Below are 17,263 nucleotides of genomic sequence, written 5' to 3'. Positions count from 1 at the left end.
GAGGTGATATGAAATATTATATTATCTTAATGCTCATAGCTATCGTTAGCTGTCGGGAAATAAGTGGACCAAATAGCTCGGAGCCGATTATACAACCAGTTGATGAACTTATATGGGTAGCAACATTCTATTTTGGTGGGATGCAATGTGATCCTAATGACCGCTACACCCCGCCGGATGTTAAGCTTGTCTTAAATGGTGCCGGCATTCCGGTTTACGAAACCGCAATCGAATACTATCCTGTATGTGCTGCGTGTGGTTGTCCCACCTATTCGGCAATGCACTATGCGCTAATCAGCAAAGAATTCCTGGCACGAGCTGAGCAGTTAGGGTTTCAACAGAAAGACCCGCCACCGACGAATTAAGCAAAATCGCAACTCAACTATTAATGCAGTAAGAGTTAGTTTTTTACACCGTTGCTTCTAACCTCTTTTTTGTATATATTTTAGCTGATTTTTTACAAAAACTGTTATTTTAATCGTTATTTAACATATTTTAGAACATGGAAACTCCGACACAACATTCTAAAAAGCAAAAAAGCGTATCAGAATCCGGTTTGAAAATAAATATTTCAAAACTGTCGGAGGGAATACACGACTTTAATCTGCAGGCTGACCCGTCGCAACTTGAATTGGACGATAAGTTCACTTCACCTGTATCAGTAAATGTTAAATTAGATAAAAGTTCATCACAAATTTATCTTAAAGCTGAAATTGTGTTGGACGTAAATTTTACTTGCGACAGATGTTTAATTGATTTTAAATCTAAATTTCATACCTCTTTTAGTATAGTTTTTATGTATGAGACACGGGGTCTAAAAGGCGAACAATTGAACGATGTTCAGATACTAAGCCCCGACACGAACCATATCGATATTGCTGAGGATGTACGCCAATACATACTTTTAGCTATACCGATAAAGATTTTATGTTCAGAAAATTGCAAAGGATTGTGCTCTTCGTGTGGTATCGATTTAAATGAAAACAAATGCAAATGCGATAACAACACGTACGACCCGAGATGGGAAACGTTATTTAAAACTCTTAAGAATAAAAAAAATAATTAAATAGATGGAGAAATATTAAATGCCAAATCCAAAACGAAGACATTCAAAATCGCGTGGTGCAAAACGACGAACCCACTACAAAGCAGCAACCCCGGCAGTAGGCGAATGCCCCAATTGCCACGAACACCGACTACTTCACCGCGCATGCCCAAACTGCGGGCATTACAACGGTAAAGCTGTACTCATTCCAAAAGCAACAAAATAAATAGTTTTTAAACTGCTTGTCAAAGCAAAATGGTAAAATAAAAATTGTTGTGGATGCTATGGGGGGCGATTTCGCACCTGCCAACATAGTAGCTGGCGGAATCGAAGCTCTGCGCGAAAGCAACAACCGATTTGAGATTATCTTTGTAGGCATCGAAGCCGATATCAAAAACGAAATTTCGAAGTTAAATACCGGCGGATTAAGTTACTCGATTGTTCATGCCTCGGAAGTTATCGATATGCATGAATCGCCAACGGTTGCTTTCAAACAAAAAAAAGATTCCTCGATTGTTGTAGGTTTAAACCTGCACAAAGAAGGCAAAGCCGATGCGTTCCTCAGTGCGGGCAATACCGGCGCAGTGATGTCAGCATCTACACTTTTACTCGGAAGAATCGAAGGAGTAAGCCGCCCTACAATTGGAACCTTTTTCCCTTCTCAAAAAGGAGCTTGCCTGTTATTGGATGCTGGCGCCAATGTTGATTGCCGACCTCAGCACCTCGTTGAATTTGCGATGATGGGAAGTATTTATGCCAATTACATTCTAAATTCCCCAAACCCGACGGTTGGTATAGTAAACATTGGCGAAGAAAGTTCAAAAGGAAACGAAGTTACAATCGAAACTCATCGTTTATTGAAAGAAAGTAAACTGAATTTCATCGGTAACATCGAAGGCAGAGATATTTTAAAAGGTAAAGCTCAGGTTATTGTGTGCGATGGTTTTGTTGGAAACATTGTCTTAAAATTTGCCGAGAGTACACTCGGCTTCTTAAAATCGAAATTTAAATCGTACGCCTCCGAGAGTGTCTTTAAAAAGATATGGGTAGGTTTGATGTACGGAACTTTGAAAAAAATATTGAAAGATTTCGACTACCAGGAACACGGCGGTGTGCCGCTATTGGGCGTGAATGGAATTTCGTTGATCGGCCACGGCAGTTCGACTCCCAAAGCAATTAAGAATATGGTTTATCGGGCTGAAGAAATGGCTGCAAAACAAATTGATAAGCAAATAGCAAAAATGATGTCGACTACAAATACAAATGAATAAAAATAAAAAAATACAAGCTGCAATTACTGCCGTTGCACACTACGTCCCTGAAAAAATTCTTTCAAACATTGATTTAGAAAAAATGGTTGATACTACCGACGAGTGGATTAAAACACGAACCGGAATATCGGAACGTCGGATATTAGAGAACGGCGCTTCATCCGATATGGCAGCCGAGGCAATCAATCAACTTCTAAAAAATCGTGGCATCGGACCGGAAGAAATAGAAATAATAATTACGGCAACAGTAACCCCCGATATGATGTTCCCTCCTACCTCAACCATCATTCAACGAAAAGTTGGGGCAAAAAATGCTTGGGGCTTCGACATTGAAGCGGCATGTTCAGGGTTCCTTTACTCCCTGATTGTTGGTGCTCAGTTTATTGAAACCGGAAATTATAAAAAAGTTATTGTTGTAGGTTCCGACAAGATGAGCTCAATAACCGATTATACCGATAGAAACAGTTGCATATTGTTTGGTGATGCTGCCGCTGCTGTTTTGTTAGAACCGTCGGACAATGAAAACATAGGAATCCTTGACCACATATTTTATTCCGATGGAACAGGTGAAGACGCTTTACACATGAAAGGTGGCGGTAGTTTGAATCCGCCAACGCATGAAACAGTAGATAAAAAATGGCATTACATCTATCAAGATGGAAAGGCAGTCTTCAAAGTCGCCGTAATGGGTATGGCTGATGTATCGGAAGAAATTTTGAAGCGAAATAATTTAACCGGCGATGATATAGATTATTTCGTTCCTCATCAAGCTAACTTGCGGATAATTGATGCCGCCGCAAATAGAATGGGAATAGATTACTCGAAAGTTATGATTAACATAGATAAATACGGTAACACAACGGCTGCAACAATTCCGCTTTGCCTATCTGAGTGGTGGCTTGCCGGTAAGTTAAAACGGGGTAATACGGTAGTATTAGCAAGTTTTGGTGCAGGTTATACCTGGGGTTCAATTCTTTTAAAATGGGCGATTGATTAAAACCGATTATGCCAAAAACTGCAATCATTTTTCCCGGTCAGGGATCGCAATATGTTGGAATGGGCAAGGACTTATACGAAAACAGTTCGGTTGCCCGTGAAGTTTTTCAACAAGCTGACGACATTTTAGGATTTTCGTTGAGCAAAATATGTTTCGAAGGACCCGAAGAGGAGTTGAAACAAACTAAGAATACACAACCTGCAATTTTTTTACATAGTTGTGTTCTTTTGAAAATGACACAAGATTTAAAAGCTGATTACACTGCGGGCCATTCTCTCGGCGAATACACGGCAAATGTTTTTGCCGGATCAATAAATTTTGAAACCGCTTTGAAACTCGTACGACTTCGTGGCGAATTAATGCAAAAAGCGGGCGAAGAACATATAGGAACACTGGCAGCGGTAGTCGGACTCGAACCAAATATTGTTGAAGATGTTTGTGCAAAAGCAAGTTCACAGGGAATTGTTCAATGTGCAAATTATAATTCACCCGGACAAATTGTAATAAGTGGTTCAATCGCCGGGATTCAGGCAGCTATGCTGCTTGCAAAAGAAGCCGGTGCTAAAATGGTGAAAGAGTTACCGGTAAGCGGTGCCTTTCATTCACCATTAATGCTTTCTGCAAAAACCGGACTCTCGTTAGCTTTAGATAATACAGCTTTTACAGATGCGAAGATTCCTGTTTACTCAAACGTAACAGGTAACCCGATTCAAAGTTCTGAAGAAATCCGAACTGCGTTGAAAGAACAGTTAACAGCCGCCGTGCGTTGGGAGAGTTCTATCAGAAATATGATTGCCGATGGTGCCGATAATTTTATCGAAATAGGCCCCGGAAAAATTTTGCAAGGTTTAGTTAAACGTATCAATCCGAATGTTACAATTTCAGGAATTTCGTAAATGGAAAAAAAAGAATTAACAATTAACAAATTAAATATCGACCCGGAACTTTTTGAGTTAGGGTTTGCTGAAAATGCCACACCGAACGATTGTTGCGGACAGTGCTGTCGGGGTGGAGTGTATCTAAGTTTAGATGAAAAAGGAAAAATCCTTGAAAACCGCCAACTCATCAAACAGTATATGGATGAGACCCAGCCATCTGATGATGACCTTTGGTTTGCAAACCAGCTAATTGAAGATGCCGATTTCCCGAATCACGTCTGCGACTCTACAAACATTCACAACGATAAGTGTGTGTTCCTGAAGAAAGATAATAAATGCTCGCTACAGTCACTCGCCCTCGATAAGGGATTCCATAAATGGTCGCTAAAACCATTATATTGTGTAGCGTTTCCAATTGTGATTGCAAATAATCAAGTTACTTTCGACGATTTTTTATCGGGTGAAGCCGAATGTTGCACTGCAAAAAAAGGTTTACCCATCAGTGTCATCGAAGCATGCAAAGAAGAATTCTTGCATATTTTAGGAAAAGATGGTTATATTAAGCTAACTCAGATTGAAAAAGAGTCTAAAGAATCAAAATAATTATGAAAGTTCTACAAAATAAAGTCGCACTAATTACTGGCGGTGCACGTGGCATCGGTAAAGCTATAGCACTCGAGTTAGCTGAAGCAGGTGCGCACATTGCAATTACCGACGTAGCGCCCCAACCCGAAATGGAGTCAACAGTCAACGAAATAAAATCGTTGGGCGTTGATGCTCTGGCTATTAATGCCAATGCGGTTTTGTTTCCCCAAGCCCAACAGGCTGTCGATCAAATAATTGAGCATTTTAAACGGCTCGATATTTTGGTAAACAATGCTGGCATTACGCGGGATGGACTTTTAATGCGGATGAGCGAAGAAGATTGGGATTTAGTAATAAATGTAAATTTGAAAAGTGTTTTTAATTATACAAAAGCAGCCATCCGACCGATGATGAATCAGAAATCTGGAAAAATTGTTAACATATCATCTGTAGTCGGAGTAATGGGAAATGCAGGTCAATCAAATTATTCGGCATCGAAAGCCGGCATCATCGGATTCACGAAATCTATCGCAAAGGAAGTTGCTTCACGGAACATTCAGGTGAATGCAATTGCACCCGGATATGTAGAAACAGCAATGACAGCAAAGTTGACCGACGATCAGCGTAAACTTCTGACCGATGCAATTCCGTTGAAACGAACAGCACAACCCAAAGATATTGCGAACATAGTTAAGTTTTTATCATCACCCGATTCCGATTATATTACAGGTGAAGTTATTAACGTAAACGGCGGTCTGTATATGTAAGTTTTTTTTAATTAAATCTAATCATAAACAAATAAAAGGAGAAACTAAATGAGCGATGTAGCAACTAAAGTAAAAGAAATCGTAATGAACAAATTAGGTGTCGAAGAATCAGCAATAACACCTGAAGCCTCATTTACGAATGATTTAGGCGCCGACTCATTAGACACAGTCGAATTAGTAATGGAATTTGAAAAATCTTTCAACATTCAAATCCCCGATGAAGATGCTGAAAAAATCGGTACTGTCGGTGATGCCATTAACTATCTAACACAAAAATTAGGATAATGGGAAACAACCAAAATAGACGCCGCGTTGTAGTTACCGGAATGGGTGCGGTTACCCCTATTGGATTAAATATTAATGATTTTTGGGGAAATTTGATTTCCGGAAAAAGCGGAGCTTCGCATATAACTTCGTTTGATACTACAGGATTCGACACAAAGATAGCCGCTGAATTAAAAGGATTTGATCCGACCCTTTATATGGACAAAAAGTCAGTCAAACGGATGGACCCTTTTACTCACTATGCATTAGCTGCCGCCGAAATGGCAATAACCGACTCGGGGATGAATTTCGAGAAGGAAGACCGCAACCGCATCGGTGTTGTGTTTGGTTCGGGCATTGGTGGAATGTGGACTTATTATCACCAAACGAAAGAATTATTTGAAAACGGGCCAAGCCGTGTAAGCCCGCTGTTCGTTCCAATGATGATTGCTGATATAGCTGCCGGCTATATTGCTATGAAATTCGGTGTGAAAGGTCCCAACTATGCCACAACTTCAGCCTGTGCAACTTCGTCGCACGCAATCGCCGACGCAGTTATGCTCATTGAGCGAGGTAATGCTAATGTAATGTTAACCGGTGGTTCCGAAGCACCAATCTGCCCCATTGGTGTAGCCGGTTTCAACTCGATGAGAGCAATGTCCACGCGCAACGACGAACCTGAAAGGGCAAGCCGTCCGTTCGATGCAGAACGCACCGGTTTTGTTATGGGCGAAGGTGGCGCTGTATTAGTGGTCGAAGAACTCGAACATGCAATAAAACGCGGTGCTAAAATTTATGCTGAAATTGCAGGTTTCGGACTTACAGCCGACGCGTACCACATTACAGCTCCGGCACCGGGCGGCGAAGGTGCTGTCCGTTCGATGAGTCTGGCTATTCAAGATGCCGGTTTAAAGCCAATTGATATTGATTATATCAACGCACACGGAACATCGACTCCGTTCAACGATAAAAACGAAACCGAAGCAATAAAAACAGTTTTTGCTAATCACGCATATAAACTTCATATAAGTTCAAACAAGTCGATGATCGGGCATTTGCTCGGTGCAGCCGGCGCCGTAGAAGCGGTTGCAACAATTAAAACAATAGTTGAAGGCATTATTCCTCCAACAATCAACCTTGAAAATCCGGACCCTGAATGCGATTTAAATTATGTGCCGAATACAGCTATCCAAAAAACTGTAAACGCGGCTATTAGTAATACATTCGGATTTGGCGGTCATAACGCATCAATTCTTTTTACCAAGTATTCCAATAATGATGGGAATTTTTAGTCGGAAATTTTCGAAACTCTGGCGGCAATATTTTTTTAAAAAACAAACAACAAGAAAATTCCCATTAGTTTCGGAACTTCCCGAAAGTTATAAAAATATAGATTTAAAAAAATTTGAGCTGGTGGCTGAGTATAGTATCAAGAATCCTGCTCTTTTCTATCAAGCTTTTACACATCGTTCTTATTTACAGTATGCTGATAAACCGGGAATAATTTCCAACGAACGATTAGAATTCCTCGGCGATTCAATTTTAAATTTAGTAGTCGCTGAATACCTTTACGAAAATTTTCCGGATGCGGACGAAGGAGAGTTAACGAAGTTACGGTCGCGCCTCGTCAACCGCAAGGCGCTTGCCATTTTTGCCCGTGAATTAAATTTATGGAGTTATCTTCTCTTAAGTTCCAGCGCCTCCCAAGCCGTGGGACAAGGTTCTGATACAATATTAGCCGATGGATTTGAAGCTGTTGTAGGTGCAATGTATTTAGACAAAGGTATCGAACCGATACGTAACTTCATTATAAATAGGTTGCTCTCCGCAATAAGGATAAAAGCTATCAGCACCGACGATACAAATTACAAAAGTCTTCTGTTGGAGTATGCACAAGCACACGGATTTCCGGCTCCAAGGTATAGCATAACAAACTCGGAAGGTCCCGATCACGACCGAATGTTTACAGTCGAAGTTCACATAAATAATGAAGTGTGCGGCAGAGGCACCGGCAAGAACAAGAAATCTGCTGAACAAGAAGCCGCTGCTGAAGCTGTTGTAAAATTTAATATTTCAAATAACAATGCCTGAAAAATTATTATTCGAAAAAAGTGTTACCGGACGAAAAGGATACACTTTGCCGAAATTAGACGTACCCGAACAACCGATTGGCGAGTTGATACCTCCAAAGTTTATACGTAAATATTTAGCGACACTTCCGGAAATCAGTGAGAACGAAGTCGTCCGCCATTTCGTCCGCCTATCGAATATGAATTATCACATCGACAAAGGATTTTATCCGCTCGGCTCTTGTACAATGAAGTATAATCCAAAAGTAAATGAGGTTACATCAGCGATGGCAGGCTTTACCAATCTGCATCCATTTGCCCCGGAAGAATTTTCGCAAGGTGCATTAAAGTTGCTGTATGAATTAGGCGAATATTTAAAAGCTATTTCAGGTATGGAGGGAGTAACGCTGCAACCGGCTGCCGGTGCACAGGGTGAGTTTACAAGTCTTCTTATGATACGGGCATACCACAACAGTAAAGGCAAACCGCGGGATATCATATTAGTTCCTGATTCTGCTCACGGAACAAATCCGGCAAGCGTAACTATTTCGGGCTTCAAATCAGTGAATGTAAAATCGAACATCCATGGAACGATAGATATCGAGGATTTGAAACGCAACCTCAACGAGAACGTTGCAGCGATTATGATAACAAATCCGAATACACTCGGAATTTTTGAAAGCGATATTGTAACAATCGAAAAATTAGTTCACGAAGCCGGCGCCTTGATGTATATGGACGGGGCAAATCTGAATGCCCTTTTGAGTATCGTTCGTCCAGGCGATATGAGCTTCGATGCAGTTCACATCAATCTGCATAAAACTTTTTCGACTCCGCACGGCGGCGGCGGTCCGGGTGCTGGTCCTGTGGCAGTAAGTAAACGATTGGAACAGTTTCTCCCCACACCCCTCATTACTAAAACCGGTAGCCAATACCATTTGAAAAACAACGGAGAAAAATCTATCGGGCGAATCCACACTTTCTTCGGCAACTTCGGAATGTTAGTCCGCGCTTATACTTATATTCGAATGATTGGCTCAGAAGGATTACGGGATATCAGTGAAAATGCAATCATAAATGCAAATTATCTTTTAAGCAGATTGAAAGACCACTTCGATGTTGCTTACAACGAAACACCGATGCACGAGTTTATTTTATCCGGCGAGAAACAAAAAAACCGGGGAGTGCGTGTGATGGATATAGCAAAGCGGCTTCTCGATTATGGCTTCCACGCGCCGACCACTTACTTCCCTCTTATCGTTAAAGAAGCTTTGATGATTGAACCGACTGAAACCGAAACAAAAGAGACTCTCGATGCGTTTGCCGATGCGCTTATTAAAATCAATGAAGAGATTACAACAAATCCGGAACTACTATTAACCGCCCCACAATCAACTCCTGTAAAACGATTAGACGATACCCGCGGCACAAAACAACTCGACGCATGCTACAAGGGATAAAAATAGCCGAAAACAATAGCGACATCAAATCTGTTTTAACAAGCAGCCGTGTTATAGCTGTTGTCGGAAGCTCGCCCTCACCTGAAAAAGACAGCTACAGGATAACCGAATTTCTCATTAAAAAAGGTTACTCAGAAATTCCGGAAAAAATTGATATTGTAAATATTTTCCGCCGCCCTGAATTTGTTCTGCCCGTCGTCGAAGAAGCAATCCAAGCCGAAGCTTCGGTTGTTTGGTTTCAATTCGGAGTGGGTTCAGCAGAGACAATCAAATATGCACTCGATAATGAATTCACGGTTGTAAATGATCGTTGCATAAAAATTGAACACATGCAGCTTGTCGGTTAAGCTGATAGGCGTGATGAAAACATTTTTATTAATAATATTTTTCTTTGCCGCAAATAATTTTTTACAAAGCAACAACCTACCTTTACAACAAAATCAAGATATCCTTGTAGATAGCGTTATAATTCTTGGTAATAATAAAACAAAATCGTTTGTAATTCTGCGTGAAATGACACTCAGGTCGGGCAGCGTAATAACCGACGAGGCAATCGACTACGATAAGAAACGAATTTACAGCTTGCAATTATTCAACAGTGTTGAGATATTAAAAGTTGAAACTACAATACACAAATACAATCTTTTAGTTGTAGTTACAGAGCGATGGTTTCTTTACCCCATTCCTATTTTGGGAATTAAAGACCGGGATTGGAAAAAAATTTATTACGGGGCCGGAATTGTAGATATCAACTTCAGAGGCAGGAACGAAAAAATTTATGCTATCGGAACTTTAGGGTACGAACCATCTTTACAATTATCCTACCGGAATCCTCAGATTGATTTCTGGAAAGATGTGTTTATAAATACCTCCTTTGGCTATTTTGAAAACGAAAATAAAAGTTTATCCTTACAAAATGATGCGGCTAATTTTTTTCAGTATCATACATCTGCTTCTCTTTCAATTGGCAAGCGTTTTCAAACCTCGCACACTGCCTGGATGCACTTTGGCTACGAGGTAGTTAAACTATCCGATTACCAACCGGGGCGATTACTGAATGCCTGGGGAAAAGATGCCTTCCCGATTTTTTCAACCGGATACAATTACGATACCCGCGACTTGAACGACTATACACTCTTCGGGTCATATATAAATTTTAGTATATCCAAGTTTGGATTATTTGAAAAAAATATTAATTACTGGAAGTATTCTTTCGATTACCGGCGATTCATACCGTTAGTACCTGACGTAGTCCTTGCATTTCGTTCGTTTGGAACATTTTCGAGCGGAGGAAAGCTACCTTCGTATAAACATGTTTATTTCGGATATAGCGAACGAATAAGAGGACACTACAAAAATATTTATGAAGGCGAAAATGTTTTAGGCAGCTCTGCTGAATTGCGGATTGTTTTATTACAACCGCAATATTTTAATTTAGATTTCATGCCGATGCCCGAATTCAGCGTTTGGAAATTCGGAATTGCGGCTGCTCTCTTCGGAGATGCCGGTAACGTTTGGTACCGGAAGCAACCACTTGCAATTGGTAATTTCAAAAAAGGTTACGGTGCCGGTTTGCACTTTATGCTTCCCTATCACTTTGTTTTCCGCGCCGAGTATGCAATTAATGAAATAAGAAAAGGCGAATTCATTTTCGATATTTCAGCAGCATTCTAAATAAATAAGAAACTGAAAAGAACTATGTCAGATTATTTTTATACTCCTCCGGCTAATATTAAAAACGATATCGTGGTTATCGAGGGAGAAGAGTTCAACCATCTTAATCACGTGATGCGGAAAAAAATCAATGAACAGATTATGATTGTGGATGGGTTGGGAATAGCTTACGAAGTTTCGATAACTGCAATAGCTAAACGACATGCTGATGCTAAAATTGTACAGAAGTTTGAACATCACAATGAGCCAAAAATAAAAGTTGCTTTAGCGGTTGGTATTTTAAAAAATCCAGCCAAGTTCGATTTTTTAGTTGAAAAAGCTGTCGAATTAGGTGTGTCTGAAATCATCCCTCTGAAAACCGAACGAACAATTCCTCAACATGCAAAAATTTATAGATGGCAAAAGCTTGCCCTCGCGGCTATGAAACAATGCGGAAGATCTTTCCTTCCAAAAATTCACGACCTTATGATATTCGAAGATGCAATTCGATATTCTAAAAATTTCAACACAAAAATTATTTTGCACCAACCCGATTTGCATAGTGAAAGTGCTAATTGGCAAGTTACTGTACCGAATGTTAATATAGACACAGTGATAGTTTTTATTGGTCCCGAAGGTGGCTTCTCAGATTTAGAAATTGAAATCGCTAACGATTTAGGAATAAAGTGTTTGGGATTAGGAAAGAGACGACTGCGGACTGAAACCGCTGCCATCGCAGCTTGCTCGTTGCTGCTAACAGGATATTAATTCATTTTTTAACAAAACACCGAGCGTGTTTATTGTTGTACCGTTCAAACAACTTACAATAAATAGCAGTTTCACGATGACAGGCGCCCGATAGGCATGTATCCGTAAATGAGGCATACTTACAATAAAGGTCGCAGTATAAAGGTAAATTTTGGTAATTAAGTTTGTTGAGTTGGGGATTCAATATTTTCCTTTTTGTCGAATGTCTTTTTATTGTGGCTTTGTTCTTCATAGTTCATGATAATTTATAAAATTTATTTGAATTTTGCTTGATTATCATACATCTTTTCCTTATAATCTTCCTTGATACAAATAATAAGGAAAAATAAATAATGCTAGAAGAACAACGTTCGCAATGGGGCTCAAAACTTGGGTTCATTCTTGCCGCTGCTGGCTCAGCAATCGGGCTGGGTAACATCTGGCGTTTCCCTTACACAACTGGCGAAAACGGAGGCGCTGCTTTTGTACTGGTCTATTTAATCTGTGTAATGGTTATCGGAATTCCTGTATTAATTGCTGAACTCACATTAGGCAGACACACTCAACGCAATCCCGTCGGTGCTATCAAGAAAATTATCCCAAAAGGTTGGTGGAAGTTTGTTGGCTACCTTGGTGTAATCGCAGGTATCGTAATACTATCATACTATTCAGTCGTCGCCGGCTGGACTATCGGTTACATAGTAAAAACCGCATTACATCAAATAGGAAGTTTCTCGGATTTTATATCGAATCCGATAAGTGAAATTGGATACTTCGTTCTATTTTTATCTCTCACCATGTTTGTAGTTCTCGGTGGAGTAAGAAGTGGTATCGAACGTTGGTCAAAAATTTTAATGCCACTCCTTTTCTTGATTTTATTGGGACTGATTCTTTTCTCAATTACTTTACCGGGTGCCGAAGCAGGTATTAAATTTTATCTCAACCCCGATTTCAGCAAAATTACAGGCAAAACAATTTTAGCCGCATTAGGACAGGCTTTTTTTTCATTAAGCTTGGGGATGGGAGCTATGATTACTTATGGGAGCTACATCAATAAAAATACAAATATAATTACGTCGGCTACAACGGTTGCATTATCGGATTCACTGATTGCTATTATGGCTGGTTTGGTAATTTTTCCGGCTCTGTTCGCCGCCGGTATGAGTCCGGCACAAGGTCCCGGTTTAGTGTTCAATGTTCTCCCTCAAATTTTCAGTCAGATGCCCGCAGGAACAATAGTAGGGATTTTCTTTTTCATATTGTTGGCAATCGCTGCTTTAACTTCATCAATCTCGCTTCTTGAAGTGGGTGTTGCTTGGGCTGTTGATGAATTAAAAATTACACGGATGAAAGCAACATTAGCTTTAGGATTCGCTGCTTTCATAATCGGTATTCCTTCGGCGATGTCGCAGGGTTACAGTTCATTCTTCAGTAATCTTCATCTTTTAGGTAAAACCGGATTTTTAGATATTGCTGATTTTCTTTTCGGAAGTTTCGCACTCACATTCGGTGGATTAATACTTTCTATCTTCATCGGTTGGAAATGGGGTTCGGCAAAAGCATCCGATGAAATAATGTACGGCTTGGATAAAAACTACAAGCCGGTACTTAAAATCTGGAGTTTCTTAATTCGCTTTGTTTGTCCTGTTGTAATTTTCTTTGTGTTGTTGAATATCTTTGAAATATTTTAATAATAAAGGAATAACATAATGGAAGAACTCTATTCGCAACTGGTCCAGTGGGTTGACCAATTCGCAACGTGGATATGGTCGTATATGGTTTACGTACTTTTTGCTGTTGGCGCTTGGCTGACATTCAAAACTGGTTTCATTCAATTCCGACGGCTCGGTGATGGGGCAAAATTAGTTTTCCGAGGATTTATGCGCAAATCCGATGGCACAAAACACGAGGGAGATGTTTCGCCATTCGCTGCACTTTCAACAGCACTCGCGGCAACCGTAGGAAATGGAAACATAGGGGGTGTAGCTACTGCTCTTTTCTGGGGTGGACCCGGTGCAATATTCTGGATGTGGGTGTGCGGTTCCATAGGTATGGCTACAAAATATGCTGAAGCATTATTAGGCGTTTATTATCGCGAAAAATATCCTGATGGCTCAATCGCAGGTGGTCCGATGTATTACATTAAAAACGGTTTGAAAAATAAATCGGTTGCAGTTTACCTCGCCGCTGCATTTGCAGTTTGCGGCGTCTTTGCTGCTTTATTTGGTACCGGAAATATGATGCAAGCTAACCAGATGGCTTTGGCTTTTCACTCTCAATTCGGAATTCCAAAAGTTGTTTCGGGAATCGTTATTACAATATTAGTCGCTCTCGTGATAATTGGTGGTATCAAACGAATTGCTATGGTTGCTGAACGGCTTGTTCCAACCATGATTATTGTTTACTTTTTATTTGGTTTTGTAGTAATCGTTGAGCACTATGCTGAAATACCAAATGTATTTATGTTAATATTTCAATATGCATTCACTCCTTCCGCCGCAATGGGTGGTTTTTTAGGTGCAACTGTTAGTCAGGCAATTCAATTTGGATTTCGTAGAGGATTGCTCTCGAACGAAGCCGGACTCGGCAGCGCTCCAATTGCACACGCTGCTGCTCAAACACCTTCACCCGTTCATCAAGGTTTAATAGGATCTATGGAGGTTTTTATCGATACAATTGTAGTTTGCACACTCACAGCTATAATTAATTTATCCACAGGAATGTGGCAAAGCGGTTTATCGGGGACTGCGATGACGGCGGCATCCTTTTCAGAAGGCATACCATATTTAGGTGGTTTCGTTGTAGCATTGTCGTCTTTTCTTTTTGGTTACACAACTTTAATAGGTTGGTGTTATTACGGTGAACAATGTCTGAAATTTTTGTTCGGTATCAAAGTAACGTACGCTTATAGAATCGTTTATATAATATTAATGTTCATTGGTTCGATTGCATCTATCGAATTAGTATTTTTTGTTGGCGACATAGCTAACGCATTTATGGCATTACCAAATTTAATTGCTCTTGCGTTACTAGGTGGAACAGTTGGTGCTTTGACTAAAGAGTTTTTTAAAAAATTTCCAAAGATCGATGAGTTTAAATAAGTAAAGCATTGAACCATTTAATCATTGAAGAATTGAATCAATGAACAAATGAATAAATGGAAAAATGGAAAAATTCTTATGAAACTTTCTATCGTACAAACCTATCCGACTTTCGGTGAAGTCAGAAGGAATATTAATGAAGCCGTTGAATTAATGAGCGGTGTTTCAGCCGACTTTTTTGTTTTGCCTGAACTTTTTAACACGGGTTATAACTTCACTTCCGAAGCAGAACTTGAACAATTAGCCGAACCGATCGAAGGAACAACTTTTTCAGTTCTCGCAAGTTTAGCACATCAAAAACAATGTTACATAGTTTACGGATTTGCCGAAGCCGATGGCAGCACGTTTTTTAACTCTTCCGCATTAATAGGTCCCAAGGGATTGATTGGTATTTACAGGAAAGTTCATTTGTATTACCGCGAAAATATATTTTTTAAACGTGGCGATTTAGGATTTCCGGTTTTTGATACAGAGTTTGGAAAAGTGGGGATGATGATATGCTTCGACTGGTTATTTCCTGAAGCCGCTCGTACCCTCGCTTTAAAAGGTGCCCAACTTATTGCACACCCCTCAAACTTGGTACTCCCACATTGTCCCGATGCTATGGTTACCCGTTGTTTAGAAAACAAAGTTTTTTCCGCAACGGCAAATAGAATTGGAACTGAAGACAGAGGTGGACATAAATTATCTTTCATTGGGAAAAGCGAGATTGTTACACCCAAAGGTGAAGTCCTATCACGACTTTCTTCTAATGAAGCGGGAATTTCTGTTGTGGAAATTAATTTAGCTGATGCGTTAAATAAGCGGCTGAACGAATACAACGATGTGTTTGAGGATAGAGATGAAGATGCGTACAAGATTTTGTTTTTATAAACAAAAGAGCCGACCCATCCGTCCCGAAAGCATTCGTGACAGATTGAACCGGCTCTTTCTAACTCTCGATTTCTGTCCTTGCGTTAGCTCAGAAGAAATAGCCTCAATTGAAATTTTACCATTGAGGCAATGACTCAATTATATTTACCGCATCAGCATTTATCCTCCGAAGCTACCACCTACGTCCCGAATGCTTTCGGGACTTCGGCGGGCAGGTTAGCGTAGGAGGAGCATCTTCTTTACAGATGTAAACGAGCCAGCAGTTATTGTGTAAAAATAAACACCGCTTGCTACATTGTTACCCATACTGTTGTCGCTGTTCCAAACTGCCTCATAATATCCTGCATCCTGCACTTCATCTACAAGCTTTTTAATTTCCTGCCCGAATATATTGTAAATCTTTATCTCTACTTTATTGGCTTGGGGAAGTTGGTATTTTATGAGTGTACTTGGATTGAACGGATTCGGATAATTCTGTTCAATCCTATATTCTTCCGGAATGTTATTTAATTTTTGATCAGCCTTCGGAAAATTCGGCAGTTCACGCATTGCAACTTTGAATTCTGATACCTTCCCGATGCACGGTATTGCAGAGCATCCATTAATAACTGTTCGATTTCTTCTGGGTCCATTACAGGTTCATATATCATCTGTGACAAGCCAGCCAGAACAAAATTTGTCCCATTAACTTGTTGCGTTCCCCAGTATGTTCCCATTGCCGAGATAACTGAATTATCTAGTGCTACTGTGAACGGTGTGTATATATCGGTTGATGTTATGATGTTAGCGCCGCCTAACATATATGAACCGCTGCCATAACCAAGAAATGCATATCCCTTAACGGCAAGTATCTGTGTGATACCGTTGTTCTGGATGGTGTTTAAGCCGGGCTGATTAATGGCAATTCCACCAAAACGCGGATAACCCATTCCGTAAATAACTACACCGACTTGTGTGTTGTTGCTTATTGTGTTGCCGTAAAACTCGGGACTGCTCGCATCGACAAGGACACCTTTTTGCCCGCCTGTTATACTGCTATTTTTTATTATAGCTTTTGAGCCGGCAAGTGTAACCAAACCCCAGGCATTGTTTTCGATACGACAGCTATCAACAACCGGCGGCTCGTAACTCAAACCATAAAAGCCAATTCCGACAAGTGAATTTTGTATTTTTGTATTACTGATTTCAGCATTCGATTTGGATGCAAATATACCGAATGTAGCACCGCTGATTTCAGCATGCTCGATATGTGCTTTAGCTTCTTTGTTAATATAAATTCCGCCCCAGCGCTGTGATGGACTTTCGGAAACAAATAAAACCTTTTTATCTTTTGTACCTTGTACAGATAATTTTCCTTGAATACGGAGTTGTGTACCTGGTGCAAACATAACTTTTACTCCCGGCTCTATTGTTAAGCAACTTCCTTCAGGAATGGTTGGTGTTCCGCTTATTAAAACCGATGTTTCGCTTTCCCATACGATATTCGATGGAGAGGTTGGCGCAGGTGGTGGTAAGTTAACAGAAGCTACATGTGCACTCAACTGGAACGAATA

General features: G+C 40.2%; 20 protein-coding genes. 18 read left to right on the top strand and 2 right to left on the bottom strand.

The features are described from left to right. Positions 1 to 8 precede the first annotated feature (8 nt). The 18 genes from QME58_00695 to QME58_00610 all read left to right on the top strand — a co-directional run bounded on the left by QME58_00695 (position 9) and on the right by QME58_00610 (position 15,710). Complete coding sequence (locus tag QME58_00695; protein ID MDI6802348.1) at positions 9 to 365, top strand: hypothetical protein; 357 nt, start codon at positions 9 to 11, stop codon at positions 363 to 365. Positions 366 to 556: 191 nt separating this feature from the next. After that, positions 557 to 1,066 (top strand): DUF177 domain-containing protein, encoded by a 510-nt coding sequence (locus QME58_00690; protein ID MDI6802347.1) that lies wholly within the window; start codon positions 557 to 559, stop codon positions 1,064 to 1,066. Positions 1,067 to 1,085: 19 nt separating this feature from the next. Beyond that, positions 1,086 to 1,271, top strand: coding sequence for a 50S ribosomal protein L32 (gene rpmF, locus QME58_00685; GenBank protein ID MDI6802346.1), 186 nt, complete (start codon positions 1,086 to 1,088; stop codon positions 1,269 to 1,271). Between the two features lie 16 nt (positions 1,272 to 1,287). Next, positions 1,288 to 2,316 carry a phosphate acyltransferase PlsX gene (gene plsX, locus QME58_00680; protein ID MDI6802345.1) on the top strand — a complete coding sequence of 343 codons (1,029 nt, stop codon included), beginning with the start codon at positions 1,288 to 1,290 and terminating at the stop codon, positions 2,314 to 2,316. Continuing rightward, positions 2,309 to 3,313, top strand: a complete 1,005-nt coding sequence (locus QME58_00675) for a beta-ketoacyl-ACP synthase III (GenBank protein ID MDI6802344.1) — start codon at positions 2,309 to 2,311, stop codon at positions 3,311 to 3,313. Before plsX ends, QME58_00675 begins: the two co-directional genes overlap by 8 nt. Before the next feature lie 8 nt (positions 3,314 to 3,321). After that, positions 3,322 to 4,209: an ACP S-malonyltransferase gene (gene fabD, locus QME58_00670; protein MDI6802343.1), complete on the top strand. Its 888-nt coding sequence runs from the start codon at positions 3,322 to 3,324 to the stop codon at positions 4,207 to 4,209. Beyond that, positions 4,210 to 4,794 carry a DUF3109 family protein gene (locus tag QME58_00665; GenBank protein ID MDI6802342.1) on the top strand — a complete coding sequence of 195 codons (585 nt, stop codon included), beginning with the start codon at positions 4,210 to 4,212 and terminating at the stop codon, positions 4,792 to 4,794. Positions 4,795 to 4,796: 2 nt separating this feature from the next. Next, entirely contained in the window at positions 4,797 to 5,543 is a 747-nt protein-coding gene (gene fabG, locus QME58_00660) for a 3-oxoacyl-[acyl-carrier-protein] reductase (protein MDI6802341.1), read from the top strand. 48 nt (positions 5,544 to 5,591) lie between these two features. After that, complete coding sequence (locus QME58_00655; protein MDI6802340.1) at positions 5,592 to 5,828, top strand: acyl carrier protein; 237 nt, start codon at positions 5,592 to 5,594, stop codon at positions 5,826 to 5,828. Next, the gene (gene fabF / locus QME58_00650; GenBank protein MDI6802339.1) at positions 5,828 to 7,099 is read left to right on the top strand and encodes a beta-ketoacyl-ACP synthase II; all 1,272 of its coding nucleotides are present in this window, start codon (positions 5,828 to 5,830) and stop codon (positions 7,097 to 7,099) included. The genes QME58_00655 and fabF overlap by 1 nt, the downstream gene beginning before the upstream one ends. Next, the gene (rnc, locus tag QME58_00645) at positions 7,083 to 7,898 is read left to right on the top strand and encodes a ribonuclease III (protein ID MDI6802338.1); all 816 of its coding nucleotides are present in this window, start codon (positions 7,083 to 7,085) and stop codon (positions 7,896 to 7,898) included. Before fabF ends, rnc begins: the two co-directional genes overlap by 17 nt. Continuing rightward, positions 7,891 to 9,336: an aminomethyl-transferring glycine dehydrogenase subunit GcvPB gene (gcvPB, locus tag QME58_00640; GenBank protein MDI6802337.1), complete on the top strand. Its 1,446-nt coding sequence runs from the start codon at positions 7,891 to 7,893 to the stop codon at positions 9,334 to 9,336. The genes rnc and gcvPB overlap by 8 nt, the downstream gene beginning before the upstream one ends. After that, on the top strand, positions 9,321 to 9,683 hold the full coding sequence (locus QME58_00635; protein MDI6802336.1) for a CoA-binding protein: 363 nt from the start codon (positions 9,321 to 9,323) through the stop codon (positions 9,681 to 9,683). Before gcvPB ends, QME58_00635 begins: the two co-directional genes overlap by 16 nt. A gap of 13 nt (positions 9,684 to 9,696) precedes the next feature. Continuing rightward, entirely contained in the window at positions 9,697 to 11,010 is a 1,314-nt protein-coding gene (locus QME58_00630) for a POTRA domain-containing protein (GenBank protein ID MDI6802335.1), read from the top strand. Positions 11,011 to 11,034: 24 nt separating this feature from the next. Then, positions 11,035 to 11,757 carry an RsmE family RNA methyltransferase gene (locus QME58_00625; protein ID MDI6802334.1) on the top strand — a complete coding sequence of 241 codons (723 nt, stop codon included), beginning with the start codon at positions 11,035 to 11,037 and terminating at the stop codon, positions 11,755 to 11,757. Positions 11,758 to 12,089: 332 nt separating this feature from the next. After that, positions 12,090 to 13,427 carry a sodium-dependent transporter gene (locus QME58_00620; GenBank protein MDI6802333.1) on the top strand — a complete coding sequence of 446 codons (1,338 nt, stop codon included), beginning with the start codon at positions 12,090 to 12,092 and terminating at the stop codon, positions 13,425 to 13,427. Positions 13,428 to 13,445: 18 nt separating this feature from the next. After that, the gene (locus QME58_00615) at positions 13,446 to 14,837 is read left to right on the top strand and encodes a sodium:alanine symporter family protein (GenBank protein MDI6802332.1); all 1,392 of its coding nucleotides are present in this window, start codon (positions 13,446 to 13,448) and stop codon (positions 14,835 to 14,837) included. 48 nt (positions 14,838 to 14,885) lie between these two features. Continuing rightward, positions 14,886 to 15,710 carry a nitrilase-related carbon-nitrogen hydrolase gene (locus QME58_00610; GenBank protein MDI6802331.1) on the top strand — a complete coding sequence of 275 codons (825 nt, stop codon included), beginning with the start codon at positions 14,886 to 14,888 and terminating at the stop codon, positions 15,708 to 15,710. A 216-nt stretch (positions 15,711 to 15,926) separates the two neighbouring features. On the opposite strand, the gene QME58_00605 is transcribed toward QME58_00610, so the two are convergent. After that, positions 15,927 to 16,259: a T9SS type A sorting domain-containing protein gene (locus tag QME58_00605; protein ID MDI6802330.1), complete on the bottom strand. Its 333-nt coding sequence runs from the start codon at positions 16,257 to 16,259 to the stop codon at positions 15,927 to 15,929. After that, the coding region (locus tag QME58_00600) for a right-handed parallel beta-helix repeat-containing protein (GenBank protein MDI6802329.1) at positions 16,217 to 17,263 on the bottom strand (1,047 nt) is incomplete at its 5' end. The genes QME58_00605 and QME58_00600, both read right to left, overlap by 43 nt.

It is taken from the genome of Bacteroidota bacterium, assembly GCA_030017895.1.
In the GTDB taxonomy this organism is placed as follows: domain Bacteria; phylum Bacteroidota; class Ignavibacteria; order UBA10030; family BY39; genus JASEGV01.
Note: the sequence above shows the minus strand (reverse complement) of the source record. Positions and strands in the feature narration are given on the sequence as shown.

Bases quoted from the DNA above. Each gene is read 5' to 3' on its own strand.
- QME58_00675 (MDI6802344.1), top strand. From the start codon at position 2,309: ATGAATAAAAATAAAAAAATACAAGCTGCAATTACTGCCGTTGCACAC.
- QME58_00695 (MDI6802348.1), top strand. From the start codon at position 9: ATGAAATATTATATTATCTTAATGCTCATAGCTATCGTTAGCTGTCGG.
- QME58_00610 (MDI6802331.1), top strand. From the start codon at position 14,886: ATGAATAAATGGAAAAATGGAAAAATTCTTATGAAACTTTCTATCGTA.
- QME58_00655 (MDI6802340.1), top strand. From the start codon at position 5,592: ATGAGCGATGTAGCAACTAAAGTAAAAGAAATCGTAATGAACAAATTA.
- gcvPB (MDI6802337.1), top strand. From the start codon at position 7,891: ATGCCTGAAAAATTATTATTCGAAAAAAGTGTTACCGGACGAAAAGGA.
- fabG (MDI6802341.1), top strand. From the start codon at position 4,797: ATGAAAGTTCTACAAAATAAAGTCGCACTAATTACTGGCGGTGCACGT.
- QME58_00625 (MDI6802334.1), top strand. From the start codon at position 11,035: ATGTCAGATTATTTTTATACTCCTCCGGCTAATATTAAAAACGATATC.
- QME58_00620 (MDI6802333.1), top strand. From the start codon at position 12,090: ATGCTAGAAGAACAACGTTCGCAATGGGGCTCAAAACTTGGGTTCATT.
- rpmF (MDI6802346.1), top strand. From the start codon at position 1,086: ATGCCAAATCCAAAACGAAGACATTCAAAATCGCGTGGTGCAAAACGA.
- QME58_00605 (MDI6802330.1), bottom strand. From the start codon at position 16,259: ATGCGTGAACTGCCGAATTTTCCGAAGGCTGATCAAAAATTAAATAAC.
- fabF (MDI6802339.1), top strand. From the start codon at position 5,828: ATGGGAAACAACCAAAATAGACGCCGCGTTGTAGTTACCGGAATGGGT.
- QME58_00665 (MDI6802342.1), top strand. From the start codon at position 4,210: ATGGAAAAAAAAGAATTAACAATTAACAAATTAAATATCGACCCGGAA.
- fabD (MDI6802343.1), top strand. From the start codon at position 3,322: ATGCCAAAAACTGCAATCATTTTTCCCGGTCAGGGATCGCAATATGTT.
- rnc (MDI6802338.1), top strand. From the start codon at position 7,083: ATGATGGGAATTTTTAGTCGGAAATTTTCGAAACTCTGGCGGCAATAT.
- QME58_00615 (MDI6802332.1), top strand. From the start codon at position 13,446: ATGGAAGAACTCTATTCGCAACTGGTCCAGTGGGTTGACCAATTCGCA.
- QME58_00630 (MDI6802335.1), top strand. From the start codon at position 9,697: ATGAAAACATTTTTATTAATAATATTTTTCTTTGCCGCAAATAATTTT.
- QME58_00635 (MDI6802336.1), top strand. From the start codon at position 9,321: ATGCTACAAGGGATAAAAATAGCCGAAAACAATAGCGACATCAAATCT.